This window comes from Xanthomonas sp. SS, from assembly GCF_014236835.1.
GTDB lineage: Bacteria > Pseudomonadota > Gammaproteobacteria > Xanthomonadales > Xanthomonadaceae > Xanthomonas_A.
Genome location: NZ_CP051190.1, coordinates 4,017,739 through 4,040,853 on the forward strand (window position 1 = coordinate 4,017,739; position 23,115 = coordinate 4,040,853).

Annotated in this window: 21 protein-coding genes and 1 pseudogene; 5 read left to right on the top strand and 17 right to left on the bottom strand. The window is 69.6% G+C overall.

The window, feature by feature from the left end; genetic code table 11:
- Nucleotides 1-402: 402 nt before the first annotated feature.
- On the bottom strand, nucleotides 403-1,227 hold the full coding sequence (locus tag HEP74_RS16895) for a UDP-2,3-diacylglucosamine diphosphatase (protein ID WP_185813841.1): 825 nt from the start codon (nucleotides 1,225-1,227) through the stop codon (nucleotides 403-405).
- Nucleotides 1,224-2,942, bottom strand: a complete 1,719-nt coding sequence (gene olsF, locus HEP74_RS16900; RefSeq protein WP_185813842.1) for a bifunctional ornithine lipid synthase OlsF — start codon at nucleotides 2,940-2,942, stop codon at nucleotides 1,224-1,226. The genes HEP74_RS16895 and olsF overlap by 4 nt, the downstream gene beginning before the upstream one ends.
- 205 nt (nucleotides 2,943-3,147) lie before the next feature.
- Here olsF and metK point away from each other — a divergent pair, with 205 nt between their 5' ends.
- The gene (metK, locus tag HEP74_RS16905; RefSeq protein ID WP_185813843.1) at nucleotides 3,148-4,359 is read left to right on the top strand and encodes a methionine adenosyltransferase; all 1,212 of its coding nucleotides are present in this window, start codon (nucleotides 3,148-3,150) and stop codon (nucleotides 4,357-4,359) included.
- A gap of 359 nt (nucleotides 4,360-4,718) precedes the next feature.
- Here metK and HEP74_RS16910 read toward each other — a convergent pair.
- The 3 genes and pseudogenes from HEP74_RS16910 to HEP74_RS16920 all read right to left on the bottom strand — a co-directional run.
- A pseudogene (locus HEP74_RS16910) lies at nucleotides 4,719-5,321 on the bottom strand (expansin EXLX1 family cellulose-binding protein); the annotation flags it as partial.
- A gap of 335 nt (nucleotides 5,322-5,656) precedes the next feature.
- Nucleotides 5,657-6,064 carry a VanZ family protein gene (locus HEP74_RS16915; RefSeq protein WP_369915669.1) on the bottom strand — a complete coding sequence of 136 codons (408 nt, stop codon included), beginning with the start codon at nucleotides 6,062-6,064 and terminating at the stop codon, nucleotides 5,657-5,659.
- Entirely contained in the window at nucleotides 6,064-7,248 is a 1,185-nt protein-coding gene (locus tag HEP74_RS16920) for a class I SAM-dependent methyltransferase (RefSeq protein WP_255427777.1), read from the bottom strand. The genes HEP74_RS16915 and HEP74_RS16920 overlap by 1 nt, the downstream gene beginning before the upstream one ends.
- 54 nt (nucleotides 7,249-7,302) lie before the next feature.
- Here HEP74_RS16920 and HEP74_RS16925 point away from each other — a divergent pair, with 54 nt between their 5' ends.
- On the top strand, nucleotides 7,303-8,037 hold the full coding sequence (locus tag HEP74_RS16925; RefSeq protein ID WP_185813846.1) for a pteridine reductase: 735 nt from the start codon (nucleotides 7,303-7,305) through the stop codon (nucleotides 8,035-8,037).
- Between the two features lie 116 nt (nucleotides 8,038-8,153).
- On the opposite strand, the gene folK is transcribed toward HEP74_RS16925, so the two are convergent.
- Nucleotides 8,154-8,675 carry a 2-amino-4-hydroxy-6-hydroxymethyldihydropteridine diphosphokinase gene (folK, locus tag HEP74_RS16930; protein ID WP_185813847.1) on the bottom strand — a complete coding sequence of 174 codons (522 nt, stop codon included), beginning with the start codon at nucleotides 8,673-8,675 and terminating at the stop codon, nucleotides 8,154-8,156.
- A gap of 95 nt (nucleotides 8,676-8,770) precedes the next feature.
- Here folK and HEP74_RS16935 point away from each other — a divergent pair, with 95 nt between their 5' ends.
- Nucleotides 8,771-9,610 carry a proteasome-type protease gene (locus tag HEP74_RS16935; RefSeq protein ID WP_185813848.1) on the top strand — a complete coding sequence of 280 codons (840 nt, stop codon included), beginning with the start codon at nucleotides 8,771-8,773 and terminating at the stop codon, nucleotides 9,608-9,610.
- Nucleotides 9,611-9,801: 191 nt separating this feature from the next.
- Here HEP74_RS16935 and HEP74_RS16940 read toward each other — a convergent pair whose 3' ends face one another.
- The 5 genes from HEP74_RS16940 to HEP74_RS16960 form a co-directional block, all read right to left on the bottom strand.
- Entirely contained in the window at nucleotides 9,802-11,316 is a 1,515-nt protein-coding gene (locus HEP74_RS16940) for a hybrid sensor histidine kinase/response regulator (RefSeq protein WP_185813849.1), read from the bottom strand.
- Between the two features lie 6 nt (nucleotides 11,317-11,322).
- Nucleotides 11,323-11,763, bottom strand: coding sequence for a response regulator (locus HEP74_RS16945; protein ID WP_179567317.1), 441 nt, complete (start codon nucleotides 11,761-11,763; stop codon nucleotides 11,323-11,325).
- Nucleotides 11,760-13,571, bottom strand: coding sequence for a sensor histidine kinase (locus HEP74_RS16950; protein WP_185813850.1), 1,812 nt, complete (start codon nucleotides 13,569-13,571; stop codon nucleotides 11,760-11,762). The genes HEP74_RS16945 and HEP74_RS16950 overlap by 4 nt, the downstream gene beginning before the upstream one ends.
- A gap of 202 nt (nucleotides 13,572-13,773) precedes the next feature.
- Nucleotides 13,774-14,139, bottom strand: a complete 366-nt coding sequence (locus HEP74_RS16955; protein WP_185813851.1) for a hypothetical protein — start codon at nucleotides 14,137-14,139, stop codon at nucleotides 13,774-13,776.
- Nucleotides 14,140-14,338: 199 nt separating this feature from the next.
- A complete protein-coding gene (locus HEP74_RS16960) occupies nucleotides 14,339-14,728 on the bottom strand; it encodes a BON domain-containing protein (RefSeq protein WP_185813852.1) in 390 nt (129 codons plus the stop codon).
- Between the two features lie 152 nt (nucleotides 14,729-14,880).
- Here HEP74_RS16960 and HEP74_RS16965 point away from each other — a divergent pair, with 152 nt between their 5' ends.
- On the top strand, nucleotides 14,881-15,924 hold the full coding sequence (locus HEP74_RS16965) for an oxidoreductase (protein WP_185813853.1): 1,044 nt from the start codon (nucleotides 14,881-14,883) through the stop codon (nucleotides 15,922-15,924).
- 11 nt (nucleotides 15,925-15,935) lie between these two features.
- On the opposite strand, the gene gnd is transcribed toward HEP74_RS16965, so the two are convergent.
- Both gnd and HEP74_RS16975 read right to left on the bottom strand, forming a co-directional pair.
- On the bottom strand, nucleotides 15,936-16,877 hold the full coding sequence (gene gnd, locus HEP74_RS16970; protein ID WP_185813854.1) for a phosphogluconate dehydrogenase (NAD(+)-dependent, decarboxylating): 942 nt from the start codon (nucleotides 16,875-16,877) through the stop codon (nucleotides 15,936-15,938).
- Nucleotides 16,878-16,946: 69 nt separating this feature from the next.
- On the bottom strand, nucleotides 16,947-18,260 hold the full coding sequence (locus tag HEP74_RS16975) for a hypothetical protein (RefSeq protein WP_185813855.1): 1,314 nt from the start codon (nucleotides 18,258-18,260) through the stop codon (nucleotides 16,947-16,949).
- A gap of 214 nt (nucleotides 18,261-18,474) precedes the next feature.
- Here HEP74_RS16975 and HEP74_RS16980 point away from each other — a divergent pair, with 214 nt between their 5' ends.
- Complete coding sequence (locus HEP74_RS16980) at nucleotides 18,475-19,362, top strand: TIGR01777 family oxidoreductase (RefSeq protein WP_185813856.1); 888 nt, start codon at nucleotides 18,475-18,477, stop codon at nucleotides 19,360-19,362.
- Between the two features lie 266 nt (nucleotides 19,363-19,628).
- On the opposite strand, the gene HEP74_RS16985 is transcribed toward HEP74_RS16980, so the two are convergent.
- From HEP74_RS16985 to HEP74_RS17000, 4 genes are all read right to left on the bottom strand, one after another.
- Nucleotides 19,629-19,997: a glycine zipper 2TM domain-containing protein gene (locus tag HEP74_RS16985; RefSeq protein ID WP_179567333.1), complete on the bottom strand. Its 369-nt coding sequence runs from the start codon at nucleotides 19,995-19,997 to the stop codon at nucleotides 19,629-19,631.
- Nucleotides 19,998-20,139: 142 nt separating this feature from the next.
- Nucleotides 20,140-20,871, bottom strand: coding sequence for a DUF2242 domain-containing protein (locus HEP74_RS16990; protein WP_185813857.1), 732 nt, complete (start codon nucleotides 20,869-20,871; stop codon nucleotides 20,140-20,142).
- A 78-nt stretch (nucleotides 20,872-20,949) separates the two neighbouring features.
- A complete protein-coding gene (locus HEP74_RS16995; RefSeq protein ID WP_185813858.1) occupies nucleotides 20,950-22,014 on the bottom strand; it encodes a DNA methyltransferase in 1,065 nt (354 codons plus the stop codon).
- Nucleotides 22,007-23,113 (bottom strand): hypothetical protein, encoded by a 1,107-nt coding sequence (locus HEP74_RS17000; RefSeq protein WP_185813859.1) that lies wholly within the window; start codon nucleotides 23,111-23,113, stop codon nucleotides 22,007-22,009. Before HEP74_RS17000 ends, HEP74_RS16995 begins: the two co-directional genes overlap by 8 nt.
- Nucleotides 23,114-23,115: the final 2 nt, after the last annotated feature.

Sequence of the window (23,115 nt, forward strand, 5' to 3'; positions counted from 1 at the left end):
CCGACCGGACAACTCCTTCCCTGGCTTCACTTTCTCCATGACCCCCGACGTGATCGAGATGCGGCAAGCTTGCGCGGCGCCGTGCGTCGGCGCGACAACCAGGCTCGATCGTGGCGTCCTGCCCGCGCTTGCCGCTCCGACGGAATGCAGTAGACCTGATGACATGGATGCCGATCAAGCGCAAGCCGCGCTTCACGGACGCGGCGCGTCGATCATGGGATGCACGGCACGCGGTGATGCGCCGCTTCCCTCAACGCAGATGCGGGGTGTCGAATCTGGCGGTCGGTTGCGGGCGGCACTGGTCACGGACGCAAATGCTCAGCACAAGCACGCGCAGGCACGGAAACACGACCTGCCGAAGCGCTTGCCCTGGCAGTGCGTCGTATCGCGCAAACCGCGGATTCAGGCCGCCCGCGGCCAGGCGCTGTCCTGCACCGACCGCAGGCGCGGCGGCAGTTCGGCCAGCACTTCGTCGCGATGCGAGAGCAGGCGCAGGGTACCGTCGGCCTCTTCCGCAAGTGCGGTCAGGCTTTCGACCCAGTCGCCGTCGTTGGCGTAGACCAGGCCGTCGCGTTCGAACAGGCCGGCGCGGTGCACGTGGCCGCAGACCACGCCGTCCAGGCCGCGGCGGCGCGCGTCGTCCAGGCCGGCGTCGACGAAGCGCTCGATGTAGCGCTCGGCGGCGCTGCTCTGCCGCTTCAGGTAGTCGGCCAACGACCAGTAGCGCATGCCGAAGCGGCGGCGCACGCGGTTGGTCAGCTGGTTGCCGGTGAGGATGCGGTAGTACAGCCAGTCGCCGAACTTCTCCTGCAGGCCGCCGAACTGGGTGACCGCGTCGTAGTCGTCGCCATGCACCACCAGCAACCGGCGGCCGTCGGCGGTCACGTGCACCGCGCGCCGGCGCACCTGCATCGCCGGCAGCGCCAGGCCGCAGAAGCGGCGGATCGGGCGGTCGTGGTTGCCGGGCACGTAGATCAGTTCGGTGCCGCCGCGCGCCAGCGCGTGCAGCGCATCGATCACGCGCTGGTGCGCCGCACCCCACACCGCGCGGCGCTGCGCCATCCACCAGAAGTCGACGATGTCGCCGACCAGATACAGCTGCTTGCACTGCAAGCCGCCGAGGAAATCGGCCAGTTCGCGCGCATGACAGTGCGGCGCGCCCAGGTGCACGTCGGACACGAACACCGCCCGGCGCGGGGGCGGAGACAAACTGCTCACATTGTTCATGCCGTCACCTCTGCTTCGCTACGTGGCCGTTCCAGGTAGCGCACGCGCTTCTTGCTGCGGATGCGCTGCAGATCCAGTTCGATCAGGCCATCGACCGCGTCGTTGAACGCCGGATCGACGCCGAAAGCGAGGAAGCGCGCGCCGCCCGGCTCGCACAGCTCGGTGTACTGCTTGTAGAGCATCGGCACCGCCGCGCCGAGCGCGTCCAGGTTGCCCTTGAGCACCTTGAACGCGGTCTCCGCGTCCAGCGCGTCGAACGCCGGTGGCGCCCGCGAATAATCGAACGGCCGCGCCGAGGCCGCTTCGCCCAGCGCATCGCCGTAGTAGCGCGCGTAGTAGGCCACGATCTGTTCGCGCGCCTGCCGCGGCAGCGCCGCGCTGATCGAGACCGCGCCGTACAGGTAGCGCACCTGCGGATAGTCGCGCAGGTAGGCGCCGATGCCCTGCCACAGGTAGTCGATGCTGCGGCTGCCCCAGTAGTCGGGCACCACGAAGCTGCGGCCCAGCTCCATGCCGGCGGCGATGCGCGGCAGCAGCGCTTCGCCGTAGCGGAACAGCCCGGCGGTATAGAAGCCTGCCAGGCCGCGCTCGGCCAGCACCGGCGCGCCGCGGGCCACGCGGTAGGCGCCGACCACGCGCGCGGCGGCGCCGTCCCACAGCACGATGTGGTCGTACCAGGTGTCGTAGTCGTCCAGGTCCAGGCGCCGGCCGGTGCCTTCGCCGACCGCGCGGAAGGTCAGCTCGCGCAGGCGGCCGATCTCGCGCAGCAGCGCCGAACCGGCGCGCAGCCGGCCCACGCGGATCTGCTTGCCGTCCACGGTCTGGCCCAGGCTGCGCAGCGCGGCGAATTCCGCCGCCACTGCGGCCGGATCCTCGGCCGCGACCAGCGGTTCCTCGCTCGGCGCGGGCGCGTCGGCGCCGGCGCGGCCCAGCGCATACAGCTCGCGGCGCAGGCCGCGCATCAGTTCGGCGTCGGACTGGCCCTGCGGCAGCGCACGGGCGCGGCCCAGGCTCAGCGCGATACGCCGCTCGCGGCGGGCGAACATCTCCCGCGCCAGCAACGCGGTGCCGGCCGGCTTGAACAGCGCCGAGGCGCCGTAGAACAACGCCGAGTTGCGCGCATGAATGCGCACCGGCAGCACCGGGGTGGCGGTGCGCAGCGCGAAGCGGGTGAAGCCGCGGCGCCAGCGCCCGTCGGCCACCCCGCCCCAGCCCAGCCGCGACACTTCGCCGGCCGGGAACACGATCACGCACTGTTCCTGCTCCAGCGCCTGCTCGATCGCGCGCACGCTGGCCGGCGACGGCGCGCCGCCGAGGATGCGCACCGGCAGCAGCAGCTCGCGCAGGCCTTCCAGCGCCCACAGGAAGTCGTTGGCGACGATCTTCACGTCGCGCCGCACCTGGCCCACGCAATCCAGCAGGGCCAGCGCGTCCAGCGCGCCGGAGGGGTGGTTGGCGACGATCAGCAGGCGCCCGCGTGCCGGAATGCACTCGGCGGGGGTCGGCGCGACCACGTAGCGCGCCTGCAGGAAATCCATCCCGGCCTGGACCAGGGCGAAGCCGCGCAGCTCCTGGCTGGCGTCCAGGAACGCGTCCAGCGCGTCCAGGCCCGACCATTTCTGCAGGCCGCGCAATAAGGGCCGCACCAGCCGCGAGCGGCGCCCGGCGAACCAGTGCGGGTAGCGATCCTGCAGACGACGTTCGAGTGCGAGCACGGCAAGCCCCCTTGCTGACTGCGCACAGCTTCGGCCCCCGCGGCGACACCGAGCTTGCAATATGACTACGGCAAAGTGACGCCCGCGGCCCCGCCGGCTGACCGGTTAACCTTGCCCAACGCCGGCGGGGCCACAATGCACAGCACCGCGCGCCCGTGTATCATGCGCGTCCATCTTTTCATCCGAATACAAGGATATAGCCGCGATGTCCAGCTATCTCTTCACCTCCGAGTCGGTCTCCGAAGGCCACCCGGACAAGATCGCCGATCAGATCTCCGATGCCGTGCTCGACGCGATCCTGACCCAGGACAAGCGCGCGCGCGTGGCCTGCGAAACGCTGGTCAAGACCGGCGTGGCGATCGTCGCCGGCGAAATCACCACCAGCGCCTGGATCGACCTGGAAGCGCTGACCCGCAAGGTGATCCTGGATATCGGCTACAACAGCTCCGACGTCGGCTTCGACGGCGAGACCTGCGGCGTGCTCAACCTGATCGGCAAGCAGTCGCCGGACATCAACCAGGGCGTGGACCGCAAGAAGCCGGAAGAACAGGGCGCCGGCGACCAAGGCCTGATGTTCGGCTACGCCACCCGCGAGACCGACAGCTTCATGCCGGCGGCGATCCACCTGGCGCACCGCCTGGTCGAGCAGCAGGCCAAGGTCCGCAAGAAGAAGAACTCGCCGCTGGCGTGGCTGCGCCCGGACGCCAAGAGCCAGGTCACCCTGCGCTACGAAGACGGCGTGGCGACTGCGATCGACGCGGTAGTGCTGTCCACCCAGCACGACCCGGACGTCAAGCAGAAGCACCTGGTCGAAGCCGTGCGCGAGGAAATCCTCAAGCCGGTGCTGCCGGCCAAGTGGCTGCACAAGGGCACCAAGTTCCACATCAACCCGACCGGCAAGTTCGTGATCGGCGGGCCGGTGGGCGACTGCGGCCTGACCGGGCGCAAGATCATCGTCGACACCTACGGCGGCTGGGCGCGCCACGGCGGCGGCGCGTTCTCCGGCAAGGATCCGTCCAAGGTCGACCGTTCCGCGGCCTACGCGGCGCGCTACGTGGCCAAGAACGTGGTCGCCGCCGGCCTGGCCGACCGCTGCGAAGTGCAGGTCTCCTACGCCATCGGCGTGGCCGAGCCGACCTCGATCTCGGTCACCACCTTCGGCACCGGCAAGATCGCCGACGACAAGATCGAGAAGCTGATCCGCAAGCACTTCGACCTGCGTCCGTTCGGCATCCTGCAGATGCTCGACCTGATCCACCCGATGTACCAGCAGACCGCCTCGTACGGCCACTTCGGCCGCACCCCGAAGGCGTTCACCTACACCGACGGCACCGGCGCGCAGCACAACGCCACGGCGTTCTCGTGGGAAAAGACCGACCGCGCCGACGCGCTGCGCGCGGACGCGAAGCTGAAGTAAGCCGGCGCTTCGGCGCCTGCACGAAAACGGGCCGCATCGCGGCCCGTTTTTTTTGGTTGATCGTGGCGGCGATGACGCACGCACCGCAGCCGGAAAGTATTCCCGGCGACGGCTGAAGGAGGGTCTTTATCCAGCGCGCAATCCGCCCCCTGTAGAGGCGCCATGTCCAAATACAAGGAGCGGCTTCAGCCGCGACCGACAGCACGGAGCACCCGCGAATGCCCCGCGCTGTCGGGGCAGACGCCCCTCTTGCAAAACAGCGTGCTACCCGAAGTCGCTGGCGCCAGAGCCATTGTCATCGCCAGACCCCGAGGAATCGCCCGGCGACGGCGCAACACGCCGCTATCGCCGTGACCCACTCACTTCGCGAACTGCACGTGCCCCTCGACGAAATACACGCCCTTGTCGCCCTGGCTCGGCAACGCCGACAGCGTATCGGTCACGACCTGGCCGCGGATATCGGTGAGGCGGATCTCCAGCAGTTGCGCGCCCATCTGCTCGCCAACGAAATGGTTGTACGGCATCTTCGGCAGGCTGACCCAGGCGCCGTTCTTCTTGTATTCGAACTTGACCACCGGATACAGGTGATTGCGCACCTGGATCGCGGCCCAGTACTGCGAACTGCCTTCCTTGATCCGGTACACGACGTTGCCGTCGATCGGCGCGGCGACCACCTTCCAGCTGATCGGGATATGCCCGGCACCGATGTCACCGATCGCGGCGAAGGCATTGGGCGACAGGTCCAGGCCGCAATCGCCGCCCTCCGGATACAGGTCGGTGACGTAGACCGTGGCGGTGCCGCGCGGCCCCTGCACCTGCAGATAGGCACCGGCCAGCGCGGCGGGAATGCCGCCGTAGTTCATCTGCGTCGGATTCAGCGCGGTGATCATCGCATCGGCTGGAATCGGATCCAGCAGCACGGCGCCGCCGGAGTAGCCGGAACCGGTATAGGTCGCCGTGCCGTTGCAGATCCCGTCCCAGGCGGCAGCGGCGGGGGCGGCGATGGCGGCCAGGCACAGCCCGGCGAACAAGGTGGTGCTGCGCAAGGCGCGGGCGCGACGTGTCGGCATGGGATTCTCCTCGGCGAAGGCGGCGCCGGCCGCTGGCGTGCCGCCACCGGCCATGCGCCAGGTGCGCGGTGCGCCGCGCATCGGCCCGGGCACTGCGCGGGCCGACGCACTCTATGCCAGGCGCCGCCCACACACCGGCACCGCCACCAGGGAAACCGCATCTTGGCCGATGGCGTAGACCGCGGCGCCGGGCCGACGTCACCGCGCGCGCGAAACGCGCCCGGGCTTCAGCCGCGGCGGCGCCGCCCCGCGCCGGTTTCCAACCGCCACAGCAGGTCGCGCAGCGGGGTGAGCGCGGTGGCCATCCCCGCCGCCACGCCCAGCGCATCGGCCAGCGCGTCGAACGGATCGGCCGAGCGCGTGGTGGTCCACGCGCCCTGCGCGAACTCGATACCGATGCCGAGCAGCAACAGGCCCAGCGCCGCCCAGCGCCAGGCGCGCGGCCCGGCGTAGACCTGCACTGCGCCGGCCGCGAGCAGCAGATAGGCGGTGAAATGCTCGGCCTTGTCGGTGTCCGGCAGGTCGGACAGCTGCGGCGGGTGCGGCATCATGCACACATAGATCAGCACCAGCACGCCCAGCCACCACAGCCCCAGCCACAGCCAGGGCCGGCGGAACGCGCGGACCGCCGCCATCACAGCCGCCAGGTCAGGTCGCCGACCAGGAACGCCGGCGCCAGCGACACATCGCGTTCGAAGCCCATCACCTGGAAGCGCTCGCCCATCTCGCTGGGCAGGGTCAGCCGTTTCACCTGCTCGCGCAGGCGCAGGCGGCCGCGTTCGTCGCTGCGCGCCTCGGCCTCGGCCAGCAGCCCATCCAGGCCGTTGCCGAGCAGGAAGCTGGCCTGGGTGCAGTAGCCGCCCAGTTCGAAACCGGCGCCGGTGCCGGCCTCGGCCAGCGCGGTGAAGTCCACCGACGCGGTCAGGTCCTGCAGGCCCGGCCACAGATAGGGATCTGAGTGGGTACGGTGCCGGTAGAACGCGCGCAGGGTGCCGTCGTTGCGCTGCGGCAGGTAGAACTCGCCGCGCGGATAGCCGTAGTCGACGAACAGCATCGCGCCGCTGCGCAGGCCGCCGGCCACCGCCTGGACCCAGTACGGCAGCTGCGGCAGCAGTTCGGAGCGGTAACCGTCGGCGAACGGCCTCTCCAGATAGCGTTCGACATGGCGCACCGCCGCCGCCAGCAGCGGATCGGCCGGCTGCTCGCCGCGGCGGAAGCGGCCTTCGCCGTCCAGGCTCACGGTTTCCTCGAACACCTCGCCGTCGCGCAGGGTGAAGCGCGGCGTCGGCAGCGCATCGATCACCTCGTTGGCGAACAGCACGCCGTTCCAGTCGTCCTCGAACGGCCGGTCCAGCCACTCCACCAGGTCGAACACCGGCGGGATCAGCGCGCGCTGCAGGCGCTCGCGCTGGCGTTCGCGCAGGTCGGCGCTGGGCTCGAGGATGGCGTAGCGCTCGGGCAATGCGTCCAGCGCCAGCAGGCGCTTGAGCATCACCTCGGCGAACGCGCCGCTACCGCCACCCACTTCCAGCATCCGCGCCTGCGGCCCGAGCTGCTGCAGCACCGGCGCCAGCGCGTTGGAGACGGTGGCGGCGAACAGCGGCCCCAGCTCGGGTGCGGTGACGAAGTCGCCGTCCTCGCCGAACTTGCTGCTGCCGGCGCTGTAATAACCAAGGCCCGGCGCGTACAGCGCCAGCTCCATGAAGCGCGAGAACGGAATCGCGCCGCCGCCGGCGGCGATCTCGGCGCGCAGATGCGCGGCCAGGCGGTCGCTGTGGGCGAGCGCGTCGGCGTCGGGGGTAGGGAAGTCGATAGGCATGCGGCGCTGGATTGCGTGGACAATGCACAGCATAGCCGAGCGTGGAATGCACACATGACCGAGACCAAAGTCGCCCTGATCACCGGTAGCGCGCGCCGCATCGGCGCCGGCATCGCGCGGCGCCTGCACGCGGCCGGCTATCGCGTGGCGCTGCACGCGCATACCTCGCAGGCCGAGCTGCAGGCGCTGGCCGAGGAACTGGAAGCCGTGCGCGCCGGCAGCACCCTCACCCTGCACGCCGACCTGCGCGACGCCGCGCAATTGCCGGCACTGGTGGACCAATGCGTGCAGCGTTTCGGCCGGCTCGATGCGCTGGTCAACAATGCCTCCAACTTCTACCCCACCCCGCTGGCCGAGGCCACGCCGGCGCAATGGGACGACCTGTTCGCGGTCAACGCGCGCGCGCCGCTGTTCCTGGCCCAGGCCGCGGCCGCGCAACTGCGCGAGCGCCGCGGCGCGATCGTCAACATCACCGACCTGCATGCCGAACAGCCGCTGCGTGCGCATCCGCTGTACAGCGCGGCGAAGGCGGCGCTGGCGATGCTGACCCGTTCGCTGGCGCTGGAGCTGGCGCCGCAGGTACGGGTCAACGCCATCGCCCCGGGCGCGATCCTGTGGCCGGAAACCGGCAAGGACAGCGCCGCGCAGCAGGCCTTGCTGGCGCGCACGCCGCTGGCGCGGATCGGCCAGGTCGAGGAGATCGCCGAGGCGGTGCGCTGGCTGCTCGACGACGCCGGCTTCGTCACCGGGCAGACGCTGCGGGTGGATGGGGGGCGGGGGCTTTCTTGAAGGCTGGGAATGGGGAATCGGGAATGGGGAATAGGCAAGCGCGCCTGGGCCAGTCGTTGCTGGGAACCACTGCTTACCGCGCCATGACAGCCTGAAGACCGACCCGGCGTCCGCCTTTACCGATTCCCCATTCCCGATTCCCCATTCCCGGCTTCATCAAGCTGCACCACCTCAAACGCCTCCCCGAACTGCGCATGCGCCTGCCACAGCGCGCCCAGGCTGCGGCCGCTGAGCGGGTCGACGAAGTCGGCGGCGATGTCGGCCAGCGGCTTGAGCACGAAGGCGTGGCGCAGTTCCGGGCGCGGGATGCGCAGGTGGCCGGGGCCTTCGACGATGCGGTCGCCGTAGAACACCACGTCGATATCCAGGGTGCGGTCGCTGAAACGCGGGCCGCTGCGGTCGCGCCCATGCGCGTCTTCCAGCGCATGCAGCCAGGCATCCAGCACTTCCAGCTCCCACTCGGTCTGCAACGACACGGCATTGTTCAGGAACGGCGGGCCGTCGAATCCGACCGCCGGGGTGCGGTAGGTCGGGGATACCGCGATCGGGCCGAAACGCTGCCGCAGCGCACCTATCGCGGCAGGCAGATGCTGTTGCGGGCGCAGATTGCTGCCCAGGCTGAGGAGCACGGTGGTCATGGGATATTCGCGCATGCCGCGGCCGCGACCGTCAACGGGTAGCCAAGCCCGTCCCCCCCGCATAGAATCGAAACGCACTGAACTCCGGCAGCGACATGACTTATTGCGTAGGTATCGAAGTGGACGAAGGCCTGGTCTTCGCCGCAGACACGCGCACCAACGCCTCGCTGGACGACGTCCGCGTGCATCGCAAGCTGCATGTGTTCGAGTATCCGGGGCAGGCGGTGTTCGTGCTGATGTCGGCCGGCAACCTGGCCACCACCCAGCTGGCGATCTCCAAGCTGCAACGCGATGCGGACGATCCGGACGCGCCGCGCAGCCTGCGCTCGTTCAAGCACCTGTTCGAGGTCGCCGAATACGTCGGCGAGGTGCTGGTCTCCAGCCAGATCAAACTCTCCGAGCAGTCCCAGCATAGCGGCGTCAGCGTGCAATCCACCCTGATCCTGGGCGGGCAGATCGCCGGCGAGCGGCCCGGGCTGTACATGATCTACCCGCTGGGCAACGCCATCGCCACCTCGCCGGAGACGCCGTACCTGCAGATCGGCGAGTCCAAGTACGGCAAGCCGATCCTGGACCGCATCATCCGTTCGGAGATGCAGCTGGAGGACGCCGCGCGCACCGCGCTGGTGTCGCTGGACTCCACCATCCGCTCCAACCTGTCGGTCGGCATGCCGATCGACCTGGCGGTGATCCGCCGCAACGACCTGCGCGTCACCGAGCGCCTGCGCCTGGAAGCGGACACCCCGCTGTATTCGGAAATCCACGACACCTGGTCGCGCAAGCTGGAGAACGCGGTGCGCACCCTGCCACGCTTCCCCTGGGAGCCGGCGCTGACCACCGAAAGCGACGCCGACACCCGCGGCACCCTGCCGCCGCTGCCGCCACGCCGCGTGCCGGCCAGGCGCGACCCGGAAGACCAGTCGTCGCAGCAGTGAAGCCGGGATTGGGGATTCGGGATTGGGGATTCGCTGTGAAGCAGGGATTCGGGATTTATGGATTGGGGATTCGCAAAAGCGCATCCAGGCTCTGATCGCCCGCGCTGAAGCGCTCTACTGTCCGTGCAACGGCGTTGCCTTTGCTGTTGCCTGAAACGAATCCCGAATCCCCAATCCCGAATCCCGGCCCCTCAGCCACTCTCCAACGCATGCGCCACCGCGCGGAACACGCGCTGCATCTCCAGCGGTTTGCGCAGGACGTGCACGGCGATGTCGCGCGGGAAGTGATCGCGCTGCAATGACGTGCCGGCATCCTCGAGCACGATCGCCGGGCCGTGGTAGTCCAGATCCTGCAGCGCCAGCAGCAGGCTCACCGCCGACAGCAGGATGATGTCGCTGTCCACGATCACCAGATCCGGCATGCCGTGTTCGCGCACCTCGCGCAGCGCCGCGGCGCCGTCGGAGGCCAGCTGCGGCTGGTAACCCTGGCTGGACAAGGCGTTGCCGAGCAGCGACAGGCGCGTGGCCTCGCCGTCCACCAGCAACACACGCTGGCCCCTGCCCATCGGCATCGCCGGCTCCGGCTCGGCCGAGGGTGCGTGACCGCGCAGCGGGATCAGCAGTTCGAAGCAGGTGCCCACGCCCGGCGTGCTGTCCACGCCGATGCTGCCGCCGTAGCTTTCGACGATGCGCTTGCACGAGATCAGGCCCAGGCCGGTGCCGTCGGCCTTGGTGGTGAAGAACGGACTGAACAGCTGCGCCTGGGTGTCCGCGTCCATGCCCACGCCGGTGTCGCGGACCAGGATCCGCACCCGCTCGCTGCCGTCGGCGCCGATCGCCGGCGCCGCCGAAATGGCCAGCGTGCCGCCATCGGGCATCGCCTGAATCGCGTTCAGGCCGAGGTTGAGCAGGCACTGCTGCAGCTCGGTGTAGTTGGCCTCGATCGACAGCTCGGCGTCGGCCACCTCCACCTGCAGGCCGACCCGCTCGGGCAGGCTGCTCTTGAGCAGCATCTGCACCGCCTGGAACAGGCCGGCGATGGACACCCGCTCGCTGGGCGTGCGCGAACCGCGCACGAACGACAGCATCGATTCGGCCATTTCGTGGCCGCGCCGGCCGCACTCGGCGATGACTTCGGCCAGGTGCCGCAGCTGCGGGTCGTCGCTGCGCCCGATCATCAGCTCCGGCACGATCAGCAGCGGCTGCAGGATGTTGCGCAGGTCGTGGCTCAGGCCGGCGGCGAGCATCGCCAGGCTCTCCAGCCGCTGCGCGCGCATCAGTTCGCCCTCGACCCGCTGCCGCTCGCGCTCGGTGCGCGCCTCGCGAATCGCGCGCGCCACCGCCGACGGCAACCGGGTCGGGTTGTGCTTGATGATGTAGTCGTTGGCGCCGTCGCGCAGCGCCTCCACCGCGGTCTCCTCGCCGATCGTGCCGGAGACGAAGATGAAGGGCACCGAGGTGCTGTGCTCGCGCAGCACGCGCAGCGCCTGGTGTCCGGAGAAGCCCGGCATGCTCAGGTCCGACAGCACGATGTCCGGCGCGAACTCGCGCAGCGCGACGCGCAGCGCGGACTCGCCTTCCACCCGCCGGAAGGTCGCCTCCAGGCCGGCCTCCAGCAACTGGTCGGACAGCAGCTCGGCGTCTTCCGGAGAATCCTCGACCATGAGGATCCGGATCGGTCCGAGCTTGGTGCCGGTCGTAGGCATAGGCGCTTACTCTTTGTCCGGCGCCTGGTTGATCACCGCCCAGAACGTGCCCAGCGTCTTCACCGCAGTGAAGAACTGGTCCACGTCCACCGGCTTGACCACGTAGGCGTTGACGCCCAGATCCCAGCTGCGCGCCAGGTCGCTTTCCTCGCGCGAGGACGACAGGATCACCACCGGCAGGCGCTTGAGCGACTCGTCGGTGCGCACCAGCTTCAGGACTTCCAGCCCGTCCATGCGCGGCATCTTGATGTCCAGCAGCAGCACCGCCGGCAGGCCTTCCTCGCGGTCGGCGTAGGCGCCGCGGCGCAGCAGGTAGTCCATCGCTTCCACGCCGTCTTCGACATGCACGATGGGATTGGCCAGGCGCGCGTCGCGCAGCGCATCGACCGCCATCTCGGCATCGGCGGGGCTGTCTTCGGCAAGCAGGATGGTGCGGATGGCGGTCATGCGGTCAACTCGTTGGTAGGCGCTTCGAGCGCGGGAGGTAAGACGAAATGGAAGGTCGCGCCCTGGTCCGGCGTCGCATCGGCCCAGATATGGCCGCCGTGGCGGGTCAGCACGCGGCGCACGCTGGCCAGGCCGATGCCTGTACCGGTGTACTCGCTGGCCTTGTGCAGGCGCTGGAACACGCCGAACAGCTTGGCCGCATAGGCCATGTCGAAACCGGCGCCGTTGTCGCGCACAGTGAAGTGGTGGTTGCCGTCGGCTTGCAGCTGATAGCCGACCTCGATCATCGCGACCTCGCGCTTGGCGCTGTACTTGACCGCATTGCCGAGCAGGTTCAACCACAGCTGGCGCATCATGTTCTCGTCGGCGACCAGGATCGGCAGCGGCGCGACGCTCCACTCGATGCGGTGGCCGCTGCCGGCATGATCGGACTGGAAGTTGGCGTCCAGCACCGAACGCGTCTCCGCCACCAGCGACTGCATGTCCACCGCCTGCAGGCGTAGCGCGCTGCGGCCCAGCCGCGAGTAGACCAGCAGGTCGTCGATCAGCGAGGCCATGCGCCGCGCCGAGGTGCCGATCACTTCCAGATAATGGCGGCTCTTCTCGTCGGCGTCGTCGCCGAGGTGGCGTGCCAGCTTGTCGGCGAAGCCGGCGACATGGCGCAGCGGCGCGCGCAGGTCGTGCGAGACCGAATAGCTGAAGGCCTCCAGTTCGCGATTGACCTCCGAGACCTGCTCCACCTTGCCCTCGAGTTGCCGGTTGAGCATCTGGATACGCTGCTGCGAGGCCTTCTGCAGGCTGATATCGCTGACCGTCATCAGCACCACTTCGTCCTCGCTGTCGGGCAGCGGCATGCGCCGCGCGTTGAGCAGCATGGTCCGCCCGACGCCGTCGGCACCGGCCTGTTCGTGTTCGAAATCCCACAGCTCGCGCCCGCGCAGCAGCACGTCGGCCAGGCGCTGGCGTACGAGGGGATCCTCCCAGACACCGTCGCCGACATCGGCCAGCATCTTCGTCGGACGCTCCGGGTCCAGCCCGTACAGCTCGCCGAAAGCGGCATTGTGCATCAGCATGCGCTGCTCGCTGTCGAGCAGCACGATCGGCTCGCGCACCGTCTGCAGCACCGCGGCGGCGCGGGCATTGGCGCGCAGCATGTGCCGCTCCGCGTCCAGGCGCCGGCCGATCTGCCGCTGCAGCAGCCAGATCACCAGGCCCAGCAGCAGCAACTGCACCGCCAGCGACACCCAGCTGATCGCCGAGGCCAGCATCCGCCGCTGGTCGGCGTCGGCGGTGCGCTCGGCCAGCAACGCATCCTCGCGCTTCTGCAGTTCGGCGACCAGGCCGCGGATCGGGTTGTCCGCGGTCATCTCCTGGATCAAGGCGCGGATCCGTTCCGGGTCGCGGTTCTCGGCGATGCGCGCCGCCAGCAGGCTGCGCCGTTCCAGGGTGCTCTGCAGGCGGCCGATGCGCACCTGCTGGTCGGGGTTGTCGCGGGTCAGTTCGACCAGGCGCGCGATGGTCGGGGTGATCGCCGCGCGCGCCCCGCTGAAACGCGCACGCAGGATCGGCGAGTCGACCTCGTGCGACATCGCCATCGCCGCCGACTCCATGTCGCGCATGTCCGCTTCCAACCTGCTGAGCGCCGCCGTGACCTCCTGGCTATGGCTGACCCAATCGGCCGCACGCAAGGTGCTTTCGCTCATCTGCCGCAACAGCAACGAGGGCAGGATCACGATCAGGACCACCGCCAGCACCAGCAGCGGCAAACGCCAGCGGTCCCAGGCGTCATGTTTGGCGGTGATCTGCATACCTGTTCTTTGAAGATGGAAGACGGCAGCGACAGCGGGGCGGCATTGTCGCCGATCCCCGCGAGCGCACGATGAATTATTCAGGCTTCGCGCAAGCTCCCCATCGCGGCGCCTGAATGCGACTTTATCTTAACGATTGGGGACAAAGAAATGGGCGGCTGTGCGCCGCCCATCGGTTCAGGCCATTCGACCGTACCCCGGATCAGCGCGCCGACGCCCGGACCATGCGGGCAGCGGCGTCGTGCGCCGCGCCGATCAGCGTCCACGACGACATCCCGGCGCGTACCAGCAGGAAATCGGCATGGCTGTGCAGGCGCGCGCGCTCGCCGCTGGTCAGGTCCTTGTCCAGGTCGTGCATCAGTCTGGCGAAGGCGCGCCAGAACCCGGCATCGTCGTGGAAGGTGACCAGCAGCATGCCCAGCTTCGATTCGAGCTGGCGCATCGCCAGGAGCAGGGAGGACGGTCGCGGCGGCGCGTCTGTCGAGGAGAGCGGCGTATCCACCGCGTCGAGCGGCGCGGGTTGCGTGGCCGCGTGGCTTGGCGCGGCTGGAGAGTAAGCATCCAACATGGCAATTCGCCTGGTAGCTAACGTGGCTTGATGATGACTGAACGTGCGTCAATGCAATGCGAAGCGCGGCGATACGCCGCGTGATGCTCCCGGCACGCGAGTGCGTCGCCCAAAAAAAACGCACTCCGAAGAGTGCGTCGTAGTGCAGAGGTGGGGCGCGCCTCGTCGCGCGCCCCACCACCGTCACCGATGGCGTGAATCAATGCTTGGCTGCGCCAGTCACTTTCAGGCCGGTCGAGTCGACCTTCTTGACCCCGTCGATCATCTTGGCGACCGACACCGCCTTGTCGTGCTGCGCCTTGCTTCCGACCGCACCGGACAGCTTGACCGTGCCATTGAGCGTCTCGACCTTGATGTCGGTGCCGGAGACGTCCTTGGTAGCGAGCAGATCGGCCTTCACCTTGGTGGTGATCCAGGTGTCGGTGACCGGCTCCTTGGATTCGTGCTTCATGCCGTCGTTGTGGGCCATGGCAGCATGGTCCTTGTCGGCGGTGGTCGGCGGATCGACGGCGAGCGCCTGGCCGGCGGCCAGGGTCAGACCGAAAGCGAGTGCGGCACTGAGCAGCGTGGGCGACGTGAACTTTTTCATGATGTCTTCCTCCGTTGAAGGTGTGGGGCGGAGTGTCTGCGCGGTGGCGTACAAGCGACGTGACCGGCAAATCGCGGCAGCGTGAAAGGCGTGCACGCCAGGTGAAGCAGGTTGCAGGGATACTGTCTTCCCTTGCACTTGCACCGCACGCCATGGATCAGACCTTCAATCTCGCCCTGCTCGGCTACGGTTTCGTCGGCCGCGTGTTCCATGCGCCATTGATCGCGCACACGCCGGGCCTGCGTCTGCACACCATCGTCTCCAGTCGCCACGACGAGGCGGCCGCGGCCTATCCGCAGGCGCACATCGTCGCCGACGCGCAGCAGGCCTTCGCCGATCCGCAGATCGATGCGGTAGTAGTGGCCACGCCGAACCAGACCCATGCGCCGCTGGCGCTGGCGGCGCTGGCGCAGGGCAAGCACGTGCTGGTGGACAAGCCGTTCACCCTGGACGTGGACGAGGCGCAGCAACTCATCGCGCGGGCGCAACGCGCCGGACGCATCGTCAGCGTGTTCCAGAACCGGCGCTGGGACGGCGATTTCCTCACCCTGCGCGCGCTGCTGGAAGCGGGCACGCTGGGCGAGGTCGCCGAGTTCCACTCGCACTTCGATCGCCATCGCCCGCAGGTCGGCAACCGCTGGCGCGAGCATGCGCTGCCCGGCTCCGGACTGTGGTTCGACCTGGGGCCGCACCTGCTCGACCAGACCCTGCAACTGTTCGGCATGCCGGAAGCGATCCAGGTCGATCTGGCGCAGCAGCGCCATGGCGCACAGGCAACCGATTATTTCCACGCCGTGTTGCGCTACCCGCGGCTGCGTGCGCTGCTGCATGCCGGCTCGCTGGTCGCGGCGAACGGGCTGCGTTTCGCCGTGCATGGCGAGCGCGGCAGCTATCTCAAGCATGGCCTGGACACGCAGGAGGCGCAGTTGCGCGCCGGACTCACCCCAGCCGCGCCGCAGTGGGGCGAGGATCCGCTCGCCGGCCAGCTGACGCTAGTTGCCGACGACGGCAGCACCACCGCGCACGCGCTGCAGACGCAGCGCGGCGATTATCGTCACTGTTATGCCGGCTTTCGCGAGGCGATGGCCGGACGCGCGCCCGCGCCGGTGGATGCGGCGCAGGCGCTGGCGGTGATGCGCTTGCTCGAACTCGGCCAGCGCAGCGCCGCCGAAGGCCGCACGCTGGCGCTGGACTGAAACGCCGTTACTTACACGGCCGCGGCCCCGGACGGCGGCACCGCCGGCGTTTCGTGCTTGATCGCGTGCCCGCCGAACTGGTTGCGCATCGCCGACAACAGCTTGTCGGTGAACGAATCGTCGTCGCGCGAGCGCAGCCGTTCCAGCAGCGACAAGGTGATCACCGGCGCGGGAACGTTGAGGTCGATCGCCTCGGCCACCGTCCAGCGGCCTTCGCCGGAATCTTCGACATAGGGCGCGATCCCGGCCAAGGTGGGGTTGTCGCCCAGCGCATCCGAGCACAGGTCCAGCAGCCACGAGCGCACCACGCTGCCCTGGCGCCAGACCTCGGCGATCTGGTGCAGGTCCAGTTCGAATTCCTGCTTGCGCGCCATCAACGCGAAGCCTTCGGCATAGGCCTGCATCATTCCGTACTCGATGCCGTTGTGGACCATCTTGGTGAAGTGGCCGGCACCGCTGGGACCGACCCGGCCCCAGCCGGCATCGGCGGCCGGCGCTAGCGTGGCGAACAGCGGGTTAAGCCGGCTCACGGCCGCTTCGTCGCCGCCGATCATCAGACTGTAGCCTTCCTTCAGGCCCCACACGCCGCCGCTGGTGCCGCAATCGACGTAGGCGATGCCGTGCGCGGCCAACTCGGCGGCACGGCGCATCGAATCCTTGTAGTACGAATTGCCGCCGTCCACGACCACGTCGCCTGCGGCCAGCAGCGGCAGCAAGGCGGCCAGGGTGTCGTCGACGATCTTGCCGGACGGCACCATCAGCCACACCGCACGCGGCGCCGGCAATGCCGCGACCAGCGCCGCCATCGAATCCGCCGTCTCCACGCCGCGCTGCTGCGCCGCGCTGCGCGCCGCCTCGCCCAGGTCGAAACCGACCACGCGATGGCCGCCACGCACCAGCCGCTCGGCCATGTTCGCGCCCATCCGGCCCAAGCCTACAAGTCCCAGTTCCATGCGTCTGTCCTAGCTCGAAGTGAGGAGCATTAGGGTCGCACGAAGCGGCGCCGGCGGCGTGACGCGCAGCTAAGGAACGCGTCCGGATGAAGCGCCCTGCGCCGCTCGCGCACAGTCCTGCAATTGCTGGTCGCGCCAGCGCCGGTACAAGGTGGTATGCAGGTTGTGCAGGGTCAGGTCGATCGCGAACGGCGTGCGCGGATTGCGGTCCAAAAGGCGCGCCACGTGGTAACCGATCGGCTTGGTGCCCTTGGGATGCACGTATACGTCGAAGCCCCGGTAGAAGGGATCATCGAGCAGCGCATCGATCTGCGCCAGGACACTGCGTTGCGCTGGCGACAGCGTCGCGCGCAGCGTGGGGTCGCGTTCGAACAGCAGTTTCTCGAAGCGCTCGCGGCCGGGTCCGCGTAAGCCCTGCGCCAGTTCCCAGATGCGCCGGTTGCTGGCGTCGTAATGGGCGAAGCCGCCATGCCGGCGCAACGCCGCCGCCGCGTCGGCGCTGACCGCCACGACCACGAAGTTCTCCGCCTGGTTGTTGATGTCGTCCAGGTAGCGGCGCTCGAACACGTGGGCGATGAAACCGGGCGCGCCGAGGAAGGCGGCGCCGCCCAGTTGCGCGGTCTTGGCCGCCTTGCCGTCGGCGAAGAACTCGCCGGCATGCGCGCCGAGCAGGATGCTGTCGGTGTCGTGCAGGGTCAGGAAGGTGCCGATCGACAGTTCCCCGGCACTGAACGCGCGATCGAAGCCGGCATCGCCGTACAGCTCGCGCTGCGTGGCGAGCTGCGCGATCTGCCGGCCGACGCCGCACTCCGAGCGCACGTGGCCGCTGTAGAACGCCTCGATCGCGCGCGCATTTCCCTGCGCCGGACGGTAGCCGCGGCCGAAGCTGCGGAAGCGCTGCCAGCCCTGCCGGCGCGCGCCGCCCGGGCCGAATCCGATCCAGCCCAGTTGCAGCGCGCTGAAGCGGTAGCCGGGGTTGTCCTGCAACCGCGTCACCGCGCGCTGGGTGGCCGCGCCGAGCAACAGGAAATAGCCGCACTGCGTGGCCGGCGTCTCCAGCAGCGCGCGCAGCGCATCGCGCCGTTGCGCCGGGTTCCACTGCGCCGGCAAGGCCGCCTGCAGGTCGCCGTGCGCCTGCGCGTCGGCCAGCGAGCTGCGTTCGCAGGGCGTGCCCGGCAGCAGCCGCGGCTGCGCGGCCGGCATGCTGTCGATGCGCCAGCCGAGCTGGCGCAGCAGCGCGGCAAGGCAGTCGGCGCTGGCCTGGTCGGCCGGCTCGGGCGGCGCGGCGAGTGCACCGCCCGCGGCCAAGGCCAGCGCCAGCAGCAGGCGCGCGGCGAAACGGCATCGGCGCGGCGCTGGCGGGTTCGGAACAAGGACGGTCATGGCACGAGCATGGCAGATGCGAAAGAGGACAACGGCAGGAGGCATGGCGCGCAGCGGCACGCACACGCGGGTGCGCAGCGTGACGCGCGCGCGGTGCACGCGCCGCGAAGCCGTGCGCCACGGCGATACGCATGGCGGCCATCGGCAGCGTATTCACTCGGCTGCCATGCCGGCCGGCCCTACACTGCCGCTCCCCGCTCGCGGAACTCTCGTCATGCATGTGCTCGTCACCGGCGGCACCGGATTCATCGGCCGCGCACTGTGCCCTGCCCTGCTCCAGGCCGGACACCAGGTCAGCGTGCTCAGCCGCGACGCGGCGCGCGCGACGCGGGCGCTGCCCGGCGTGCAGGCGCTGCAAGACCTGCAGGGCGCGGCGCCGGCGCACGCGGTGATCAATCTCGCCGGCGAACCGCTCAGCAACGGCCGCTGGAACGAGACCCGCAAGCGCCGCTTCCGCACCTCGCGCATCGGCACCACCCGCGCGCTGCTCGACTGGATCGCGCAACTGGACCCGGCGCAGCGTCCCGCCTGCCTGCTGTCCGGCTCGGCGATCGGCTACTACGGCGACCGCGGCAACGACCTGCTCGACGAACGCAGTCCGGCCGGCGCGGATTTTTCCGCGCAGCTGTGCCAGGACTGGGAAGCCGAGGCGTTGCGCGCGCATGCGCTGGGCGTGCGCACCAGCCTGGTCCGCACCGGTGTGGTGCTCGGCCGCGACGGCGGCGCGTTGTCGCGGATGCTGCCGCCGTTCCGGTTCGGCCTGGGCGGGCGCATGGGCGATGGCCGGCAATGGATGAGCTGGATCCATCGCGACGATCACGTCGGCCTGTTGCTGTGGCTGCTGCAGCACGGCGGCGACGGCGCCTACAACGCCACCGCGCCGGCACCGGTGACCAATGCCGATTTCGCCCAGCAGCTCGGCCAGGCGCTGCACCGGCCGGCGCTGCTGCCGGCACCGGCCGCGGCGCTGCGCCTGGCCTTCGGCGAGATGTCCGATCTGTTGCTGGGCAGCCAGCGGGTGTTGCCGACCCGCGCACAGCAGGAAGGCTATGTGTTTCGCTATCCGGAGCTGGGGGCGGCACTGAGTGCCATTGTCGGCTAGGGCCAGCAACGCCGCAGCCTGCCTCTGTAGGAGCGGCTTCAGCTGCGACAGGGTCTTGCCGGATGATGTCTGTCGCGGCTGAAGCCGCTCCTACAGAAAAGCGTGGCATGGCCTGGCAAGCGCCTGCGAGCCCCGCGGCGGCATTCACCGACCTGTCCACACAAGTCCCTGGTTGCGCCAACGCAAAACGCCCCGGCGGATGCTGTCCGCCAGGGCGTTTTTACTTACTTGCAAAGCGCGCCGCGATGGCCGATCGCGGCGTGGGCTCAGTAGCGCTTGCAGACCGTCTCGACGCGGCGGTTGCCGTTGGCCTGCTGGCGCTGGCCCTGGATGTAGCGCCCGGTGGCGCCGCCGGCGACCGCGCCGCCGACCGTCGCCAGCTTCTTGCCGTCGCCCTTGCCGATCTGGTTGCCGAGCAGGCCGCCGATCGCCGCGCCGGCCACAGTGCCGCCGATGCGGTTGGGGTCGGTGTTGTTCTTCTGCACTGCGACCTTCTTGCAATGCACGCGGGTGCCGTCGTTGAAGCGGCGTCCGGCGTCTTCCGGCCCGTAATGGCGCTGCGCCTGCGCCAGCGGCGCGGCAGCAGTGGCGATCGCGAGGATGCTGAGACACACGGCGGATTTGAAAGTGTTCATGCTGGTTGCTCCTGGGTGGCGGAGCCGATACCTGTTACAGGCATCGCACTCCCGACGGCGCCACCTTTGCACCGCGATTGCGAATGAATCGTGAAGCGAAATGCCGCTATTCAGCTTCCGTAGCCGCGGATGAACGCACGCCTCAGCGCGGCGTGGTGCCGTCGTTGACCGCGGGCGCGGCAGCAGGCGCGGGCGTAGCTTCCGCCACCGGCGTCGGCGGCACTGCTGCGGGTGCAGGTGCCGGCGGCGCTGCTGCCGGCGGCGGCGTCGGTGCAGCCGCCGGTACCGCAGCGGCCGGCTCGGGCTTGGGCGCTGCCGCCGGCGGCGGCTCGGGCGGCGCGGCCGGCTTGGCCTTGGGCAGGTACTGCGCCATGAGTTCGAAGAAGCGCTTGTAGAAATCGCCGTCCTGCACCGTGCTGCTGGCCACGCGCACCAGCGAGTCGTCGCTGCTGCCGACCGGCAGCGACACCGAGCCGAGCACGCCGACGCCGACGCTGGCCGAGGTCGCGCTCTTCTTCAGCGCATAACGGTCCTGCAGCGCGCTGACGAACACCCAGGACTCGTCCTGGCCGTGCGCCACGCACGACACGCGAAGCTCCAGCTGCTCGTGCGAATCCTGGTTGGGCTGGAAGTTCTTGGTGCCTTCGACCGCATCGGCGGTGGCCTTGGCGACCACATAGCCCTGGCTCAGCAGCGCGCGCCGCGCCGACTCGCAGGCCTGGCCCGGCTGTACCGGATAGCTGCGCGAATAGGTGTTGTCGGAGTTGAAGGTCTCCTTCACCAGGTTGTCCTGCTTGCGGGCGAAGCAGCCGCTCAGGCCGATCGCGACCAGCACGAGCGCAGGAAAGGCGAGGACGTTGGACGAAGCGGACATGGCCGTGGACCGAAAGGAAGGAACCGGCCAAGGATAGCCGCAAGCGCGTCGAGGCGGCCTTGATGCCGCCGCCAGCGCTCATCCCGCGGTTAGCGAGCCCGGCGCCGGCTGCAGCGACAGGTCCACCCGCAGCAGGCCGCCGCCGCAGTCGCGGCGTTCGGCGCGCAGGTAGTGGTAGGCGTCGAGCAGCGCCAGCGTCGGCGGCGCCGCCAGCGGCTCGCCCCACAGGCTGAGCGCGAAGCCGCGCGCGCGCAGCCAATCCATCAGCCGCTGCAGTTGGCCGAGGTCGCGCGGCAGCAGCAGGTCCACGTCGCCGGGCGGGCGCGCGGCCGCGTCGGGGTCGGCGAGCCAGGCCGGATAGCTGCCGTACACGGCGTAGGCGAACCCATCCGCGCGCAGTGCGGCCAGCAGCTGTGCGCTACCCTGCAGGTCGATCGGTTCGCGCCGCTTCTGGAAGATCAGCGCGTACTCATGGCTGCGGTCGCTGCGCGTGTCGCCGGGCGCCAGCGACTGCGCGGTCTGGCGGGGATAGCACAGCACGCGTTCGGCGCAGGGCACGAACAGGCTGCCCAGCACCCGCGCCAGGTCCCAGGCCTGCGGCACGCATACGCCGCCGACCTCCACGTTCTCGACCATCGCGATGCAGAAGCCGTCGTCGCGCAGGCCGCGGCGCACCGCATGGAACACCGCGCGCAACCCGCCCAGATACGCCGCGTAGTCGGGGCTGGCATACAGCTGGCCCGGTGCCGTCGCGCCAGGCCAGTCGCAACCGAAGTACGGCACGTTGGTCAGGCACAGGTCGACCGGCGTCTGCAGCGCGAGCTGCGGCAGCGCACCGACCCGCACCTGCGCGCGCAGCCCGAGCCGCTGCAGGCGCTCGCGCGCCAGCGCCGCGCGCCCGGCATCGATCTCCAGGCCCAGCCCGCGCCGGCCTTCCAGTTCGGCGGCGAGCAAGGTGCTGCCGAAGCCGCAGAACGGATCCAGCACGCAGGCGTCCGGTGCGCTGAACTGGCGCACGAACGGGCGCATCTGGCTGACCCAGCCGCAATCGCGCGCGCGCAGCGGATCGCGCCGGCGCAGGTCGTCGGGCAGCCTGTGTTCGGGCGGATCCGGCGGCGGCGTCCACCAGCTGCGGCTATCCATGCCGGGCCTGCCACAGCAGGTCGCGATCCGGCTGCCAGCCCGCGCACAGCCGGCCGTCGGCGAAGAACACCAGCTTGTAGATATCGCCGCTGTCGTGGCGCGCCTGCATCGCGGCATAGTCGGAAGTCTCGAACACCACCTCCATGCCGTCGGCGGTGGCCATGCGCAGGTTCCAGAAGTAATAGCCCTCGGTGATCTGCAGCGGCCGCAGCGTGCGCCACCACGGCGTGGCCATGCACGCGGCCACGACCTGCTCCACGCCGACCCGCGCCTGCGCCAGATAGCGCTGGGTGCCGCCGCTGCGGTAGCCCTCGCCGAGCCGCGAGAACTCGCGGAAAATCACCGTGCCCGCGCCGCATTCGCGCGCCCAGCGCAGATAGCCGGCGACGCCGTCGGCATCGGCGATGCCGCCGTGCTGCAGGATGCACACCAGGCGCAGCGGCAGCGCGGCGGCGATGCGCTGCGCGGTGGCGACGAACACCTGCGCATCGGCGATCGCCTCGCCGTCGCGGAAGCGCATGATCGCGTCGTTGCCGGCCTGCTGCGGGTGGTGCCGCGACAACTCCACCCACGACAGCCCGAAGCGTTGCAGCGCGTCCAGCAACACATCGCCGCGGCCGCGGGCGAAGCCGGCGCCGTTGCTGTACAGCACGCGCTGCTCGACCAGCAATCCATCACGTTCGGCCTCGGCCAATGTGTGCAGCAACTGCAGGAACCAGGCTTCGTCATCGGTCATTTCCAGCCCCGACAGCGACTGCGACAGCGGCAGCCCGGACAACTGCGCCAATCCCTGCCGCAGCATCGCGAAATAGTCCGGCGGCGGTCGCAGGCTGGCCGCGGCGGTGCCGCCAGCCTGCGGGCGCAATGTCTCCGAACAGAAGCGGCAGCGCGCCGAACACGGCCGCACCGACGCGTACGGGGTGAAGGTCACCGGCTGCGCGACGCGATAGTCGCGCCCGCCGATGCGCTGCACGCGCCAGCGCGCGGCATCGGCGGCGGCCGGCACCCGCCATTCCAGGTGCGGCATGCCGGCGCGCAGTGCGGCGAACAGCGGCGAGGCGCCGCTCAGCGGCGGCGCGAACTCCATGCTGGCGTCCATGC

What these genes read in the sequence shown, in the direction of transcription:
- folK (WP_185813847.1), bottom strand. Translation starts at nt 8,675, where the DNA reads ATGACCACCGTGCTCCTCAGCCTGGGCAGCAATCTGCGCCCGCAACAG.
- HEP74_RS16895 (WP_185813841.1), bottom strand. Translation starts at nt 1,227, where the DNA reads ATGAACAATGTGAGCAGTTTGTCTCCGCCCCCGCGCCGGGCGGTGTTC.
- HEP74_RS16960 (WP_185813852.1), bottom strand. Translation starts at nt 14,728, where the DNA reads ATGAAAAAGTTCACGTCGCCCACGCTGCTCAGTGCCGCACTCGCTTTC.
- HEP74_RS16990 (WP_185813857.1), bottom strand. Translation starts at nt 20,871, where the DNA reads ATGTCCGCTTCGTCCAACGTCCTCGCCTTTCCTGCGCTCGTGCTGGTC.
- HEP74_RS16985 (WP_179567333.1), bottom strand. Translation starts at nt 19,997, where the DNA reads ATGAACACTTTCAAATCCGCCGTGTGTCTCAGCATCCTCGCGATCGCC.
- HEP74_RS17000 (WP_185813859.1), bottom strand. Translation starts at nt 23,113, where the DNA reads ATGGACGCCAGCATGGAGTTCGCGCCGCCGCTGAGCGGCGCCTCGCCG.
- HEP74_RS16920 (WP_255427777.1), bottom strand. Translation starts at nt 7,248, where the DNA reads ATGCCTATCGACTTCCCTACCCCCGACGCCGACGCGCTCGCCCACAGC.
- metK (WP_185813843.1), top strand. Translation starts at nt 3,148, where the DNA reads ATGTCCAGCTATCTCTTCACCTCCGAGTCGGTCTCCGAAGGCCACCCG.
- HEP74_RS16965 (WP_185813853.1), top strand. Translation starts at nt 14,881, where the DNA reads ATGGATCAGACCTTCAATCTCGCCCTGCTCGGCTACGGTTTCGTCGGC.
- HEP74_RS16925 (WP_185813846.1), top strand. Translation starts at nt 7,303, where the DNA reads ATGACCGAGACCAAAGTCGCCCTGATCACCGGTAGCGCGCGCCGCATC.
- HEP74_RS16995 (WP_185813858.1), bottom strand. Translation starts at nt 22,014, where the DNA reads ATGGATAGCCGCAGCTGGTGGACGCCGCCGCCGGATCCGCCCGAACAC.
- HEP74_RS16915 (WP_369915669.1), bottom strand. Translation starts at nt 6,064, where the DNA reads ATGGCGGCGGTCCGCGCGTTCCGCCGGCCCTGGCTGTGGCTGGGGCTG.
- HEP74_RS16980 (WP_185813856.1), top strand. Translation starts at nt 18,475, where the DNA reads ATGCATGTGCTCGTCACCGGCGGCACCGGATTCATCGGCCGCGCACTG.
- gnd (WP_185813854.1), bottom strand. Translation starts at nt 16,877, where the DNA reads ATGGAACTGGGACTTGTAGGCTTGGGCCGGATGGGCGCGAACATGGCC.
- HEP74_RS16955 (WP_185813851.1), bottom strand. Translation starts at nt 14,139, where the DNA reads ATGTTGGATGCTTACTCTCCAGCCGCGCCAAGCCACGCGGCCACGCAA.
- HEP74_RS16935 (WP_185813848.1), top strand. Translation starts at nt 8,771, where the DNA reads ATGACTTATTGCGTAGGTATCGAAGTGGACGAAGGCCTGGTCTTCGCC.
- HEP74_RS16940 (WP_185813849.1), bottom strand. Translation starts at nt 11,316, where the DNA reads ATGCCTACGACCGGCACCAAGCTCGGACCGATCCGGATCCTCATGGTC.
- HEP74_RS16945 (WP_179567317.1), bottom strand. Translation starts at nt 11,763, where the DNA reads ATGACCGCCATCCGCACCATCCTGCTTGCCGAAGACAGCCCCGCCGAT.
- HEP74_RS16950 (WP_185813850.1), bottom strand. Translation starts at nt 13,571, where the DNA reads ATGCAGATCACCGCCAAACATGACGCCTGGGACCGCTGGCGTTTGCCG.
- HEP74_RS16975 (WP_185813855.1), bottom strand. Translation starts at nt 18,260, where the DNA reads ATGACCGTCCTTGTTCCGAACCCGCCAGCGCCGCGCCGATGCCGTTTC.